Annotated in this window: 5 protein-coding genes and 1 pseudogene; 4 read left to right on the top strand and 2 right to left on the bottom strand. The window is 61.1% G+C overall.

The features are described 5' to 3' along the window. Positions 1-68 (bottom strand): annotated as a pseudogene (locus tag WBB14_RS07110) (DUF736 domain-containing protein); the annotation flags it as partial. A gap of 843 nt (positions 69-911) precedes the next feature. On the opposite strand from WBB14_RS07110, the gene WBB14_RS07105 reads away from it, so the two are divergent. The 3 genes from WBB14_RS07105 to WBB14_RS07095 are packed head-to-tail and all read left to right on the top strand — an operon-like array spanning position 912 to position 2525. Then, positions 912-1406, top strand: a complete 495-nt coding sequence (locus WBB14_RS07105; protein ID WP_424239216.1) for a MarR family winged helix-turn-helix transcriptional regulator — start codon at positions 912-914, stop codon at positions 1404-1406. After that, a complete protein-coding gene (locus WBB14_RS07100) occupies positions 1403-2173 on the top strand; it encodes a DNA alkylation repair protein (RefSeq protein ID WP_424239215.1) in 771 nt (256 codons plus the stop codon). The genes WBB14_RS07105 and WBB14_RS07100 overlap by 4 nt, the downstream gene beginning before the upstream one ends. Positions 2174-2186: 13 nt before the next feature. Beyond that, positions 2187-2525, top strand: coding sequence for a DUF6616 family protein (locus WBB14_RS07095; RefSeq protein WP_424239214.1), 339 nt, complete (start codon positions 2187-2189; stop codon positions 2523-2525). Between the two features lie 121 nt (positions 2526-2646). Here WBB14_RS07095 and WBB14_RS07090 read toward each other — a convergent pair whose 3' ends face one another. Next, entirely contained in the window at positions 2647-3267 is a 621-nt protein-coding gene (locus tag WBB14_RS07090; protein ID WP_424239213.1) for a LysE family translocator, read from the bottom strand. A gap of 127 nt (positions 3268-3394) precedes the next feature. On the opposite strand from WBB14_RS07090, the gene WBB14_RS07085 reads away from it, so the two are divergent. After that, positions 3395-3859 (top strand): Lrp/AsnC family transcriptional regulator, encoded by a 465-nt coding sequence (locus tag WBB14_RS07085; RefSeq protein ID WP_424239212.1) that lies wholly within the window; start codon positions 3395-3397, stop codon positions 3857-3859. Positions 3860-3992 lie beyond the last annotated feature (133 nt).

Below are 3992 nucleotides of genomic sequence, written 5' to 3'. Positions count from 1 at the left end.
AGCGTCAGGGTGCGAAGCGTGCCGGTGAAGCCGTCTTTGTCTGCGGTGAAGGTGCCGATGGTTGCCATGATGAATTTCCTTTCGGTTAAACAAGGTTCGCGCCCATCGCGTCCTTGTTGTGATCCGGTCGGCGGGGGACGGGCGGGCTGCACCGCTTGCGGCCGCAACGCAGTGGAGAACCAGAAGGCGAAAAGAATTTGTCCCGCGAGGAATGCGCCGAACGCAGTGACAAAGCAGGGGAAATTGTTTTCGCCGCATGGTTGCAGCCAGCCCGAGGCGCAGCCGCGCCACCGCCAGGATTCACAACAACACAAGGACGCCTTGGGCCGACCCGCTCCGTAAGGAAGCATGGCCGACTCGGTATTCCCGCATGAAGGCTTCACTGGTACGCCCCTGATACGGGCAAGGGCCACCCCCAACCGACTAGGGCCAGAACGCCTCGCCGCATATTGCGGCGCTGTGCTTGAAATGTGAAATGGAAGCGTCATGGCGAGGCCGGATATCGTGTCCGTGAACCATCCTTCATAACGTGATGGGCGAGACCCGTCAGCGTCGAGGACGGCACGCATCCACACAACCTGCCGCAGCAAGCCACGGCGCATCTGCCGTTCCCTGACCATTGCGACGGGGCGCTGGCCAGGCCGATCCGGCAATGCCGGTTCGGCGGTATTCGAGGAGCGCCAAGCATCGCGCGGCGGGGATGGCCCTGGCGCCGCTCCCCTAGAGGCAAGCGAAGCGCGCAGCGCCGCAGGCGCGAAGGCGTGAGGGATTGAAGCCGAATGGCCGTGACGACAAAGGCGGCACGGGGCGCAGCCCGAAAGCCCGGCGGCGCTATGCGCCGACACGCCAAGTGTTCGACAAAGTCTCTAATTTAGATATAATTAGCCGCCATACAATATGGCGACAGCATTGTGAAAATTGAACAGAAATATCTGGCGCTGATACAAGAGGCGCAGCGACGAAAAATGCCCGATGTGGACGGAATCTGGCTGTGCTTTCAGACGCTCTCACTGGCTGCGGGCATCGACCGCGACTGTGCCGCGCTGCTGGCGCCTCACGGCTTGTCTGAAGGCCGCTTCGTGCTGTTGTTTCTGCTCGATGCCGCGCAAGACGGACTGGCGCCGAACACGTTGGCCGAACAAGCTGGCGTCACCCGTGCTACGGTCACGGGGCTACTTGATGGCCTGGAGCGCGAAGGACTGATTGAGCGGCATGCAGACGCCAACGACCGTCGTGCATTGTGTATACGACTTACGCGCAAAGGCAAACGAGTAGCCAAGACCGCGTTCGAGCAGCATGGCCACTGGATCGCCAGCCTATACGGCAACCTCTCCGCGACGGAGCGTATGCAACTGGCGAACCTGCTGGAAAAGGTAGCGGTCAAACTCAGAGGTACGGCACCATGACTGCTACCCGCAAAGGTGCGACCCGCGCCGCCGATATTCCTGCCGACGTGCTTCAGGCCCTGTCGCGCGGCAATATGCAGAGCGCCACCCTGACCGAGTGCCTGGCGCTCAATCAGGCCACGCTGACGCGAGCGGTGTTTCCGGGCCTGTCGGCCCCGACAATGAAGATCGTCGATGCAGCCTGTGCATTGGGTGTTCTCAAGCGCATGACCCGCATCGGTGTGGCGCTGCTGGACGAAGTGGGCGAGGCCGGCATCGTGCAATGTCGTTCGCATGGCGCGGATACGGTACGCGGTTGGGCCTGCTTCATGGTCGGTGCGCAGCCGGATCTGGATGTGGCGGCTCGGCTTGCCGCTATCCGGCCATTGGCCGACGACGCCCATTTCGGCGTACGCGAGTGGGCATGGATGGCCGTGCGACCTCATCTGGCACGTGAACTGGAGATCACCATAGACCATCTGGCGGCGTGGACGACATCGCCGTCCGAACGCCTGCGCCGCTTCGCCTGCGAGGCGCTACGCCCGCGCGGTGTGTGGTGTGCCCATATTGCGCCGCTCAAGCAACAGCCCGAGCGGGTATTACCTATTCTGTCGCCGCTGCGCGCCGACCCATCGGGCTACGTGCAGGACTCAGTGGCCAACTGGCTCAACGACGCCGCCAAGGATCAACCCGCGTGGGTGCGCGAACTCTGCCGACAGTGGCAGCAAGGCGAACCGTCCGCCGCTACCCGCCGCATCTGCAACCGCGCGCTGCGCAACCTAAAGTGAAAAGAAGCCATCTATGTCCCAGTACCTGGTCGAACTCTATTCCCCCAATGCCAGTTGGCAGGCATTGCCTGTCGAACAGCGCAAACAATTCCTCAATGGCATCCAGGCTGCGATGGGTAGCTTATCCAGCCTTGGCGTTGAAATCCTGGCCTTGAGCGAAACTGAGGTCGATATCGACCAAACCAGCGGCCATCGTTACTTGGGCATTTGGCGGTTTCCCGACGTACAAGCGCGGGATGTACTACTGGCTGGCATCAACGCCAGCGGCTGGTATGGCTACTTCGACCATGTGAATGCTGCCAGCAGCGCGGGCAGCTTCACCAGTCACATGGCCGCCTTGGCGGATGTGTGATGTGCATCGCCACGCCGCCACCTGATTCAAGACGTCGACGTTGCGGTTTTGCTTTGGGCTGTCACGCTAGATGCGGCCACCGCCGCGCCCGGCTTCCCGCATCCAAGGCTGACTCAGGCTCTCAGCGTATGCCTGTGGCCAGCTTGGTGCCCAGGCCGATCAAGACAAAGCCGGAAAGCCGGGTGGCCATTCTTCTGGCACCGGGAAACGCCGCGAAGCGCACCGCCGCGAGGCGTCCTATCAGCACCAATGCAGCCTGGTAAACAAGGCTCAGCACGGTGACGTGCAGCATCATCACTGTCAGGGTGGTGGTTGATGCTCCCGGTTTGAGAAACAAGGGAAAGAACGCAACAAAGAACAGGATGACCTTGGGGTTGGTCAGACTGACCATGAGAGCGCGGCGGAAGTAGACCCGCGAAGTTTGCGAGCGTGCGGGCTCCGATCCATCGGCACTCGGCCGACTTCGGATGAGTCGTACGCCCAGCCAGCAAAGGTAGGCTGCACCAAACCACTGCAGTCCCTGGAAGGCCAAAGGGTACGCCTGCATGATCGCGGCAAGGCCAGCCGCTGCGGCCACCATGAACAGAAAATCCCCCACAAGCGTCCCCAGGACAGCGGCCATGCCCGCGCTTCGACCGTCCCGCGCCGTGGCGTCCAGGATGGCAATCGTGCCGGCCCCTGGGACCGCCTGAAACACCAGGAGGGCGGTAATAAAGCTGCTGTAGTTCTGGATATCGAGCATCTTGGAAGTAAGTCTGGGTTAAACATCAGCAGATCATCTGCTGCCAGCCCTCGGTGGTACAGTATCTTTTTACGGTCATTGTCATTTTTAATGACTTTTTTTCTGATTAAGTAGTGTGATGGCAATAATGAAGGCAGCCGAATTGGACGGCGCAGCATGGCGCCTCCTGGGAGCATTGCAGCTTGACGCGCGGGCACCGCTGAAGGCGCTTGCAGAGGCCACGGGGTTGTCTGTGGCCGCGACGGCAGAGCGGCTCAAACGGCTGCAGGACGCGGGCATCGCGCAGAGATTTACGGCGGAACTGGATGCGTCCAAGGTGGGGTACCCGGTCAAGGCCATCGTCGGGATCACCGCAACCCAACCCGGAAAGAAGCCCCTGCTGGAGCGGCTTCGCCATGCGCCTGAAGTGCTGGAGTGCCATCACGTTGCCGGAGCCGACTCCTATGTGATGACCGTGGTGGCAACAAGCCTGACGGACCTGGAACGCTTTATCGGGACCATCAACGGGTACGGCGAAACCCGGACGTCGATCGTCTTCTCCACTCCCATTGAGCGCCGTGGCCTTGTGTCGCCTGGGTCAAAACGATCTTAGATTTCGGATCACTGCTGTCCGGTTAAATCATATGCGCCGAGCCGAAGATCAAGCATTGGCGCGGCTTGCAGGCCGATTTTGTTTGGTGCCGACTTGAACTTCGCTGGACTAAAACCGCGTACTTTCCCGGGAT

This window comes from Achromobacter sp. (assembly GCF_049647645.1).
GTDB lineage: Bacteria > Pseudomonadota > Gammaproteobacteria > Burkholderiales > Burkholderiaceae_B > Achromobacter.
The sequence above is the reverse complement of the archived record's forward strand: the minus strand, read 5'-3'. Positions and strand labels throughout refer to the sequence as shown.

Coding starts and splice junctions, on each gene's coding strand:
- WBB14_RS07095 (WP_424239214.1), top strand. CDS start 2,187: ATGTCCCAGTACCTGGTCGAACTCTATTCCCCCAATGCCAGTTGGCAG.
- WBB14_RS07090 (WP_424239213.1), bottom strand. CDS start 3,267: ATGCTCGATATCCAGAACTACAGCAGCTTTATTACCGCCCTCCTGGTG.
- WBB14_RS07100 (WP_424239215.1), top strand. CDS start 1,403: ATGACTGCTACCCGCAAAGGTGCGACCCGCGCCGCCGATATTCCTGCC.
- WBB14_RS07085 (WP_424239212.1), top strand. CDS start 3,395: ATGAAGGCAGCCGAATTGGACGGCGCAGCATGGCGCCTCCTGGGAGCA.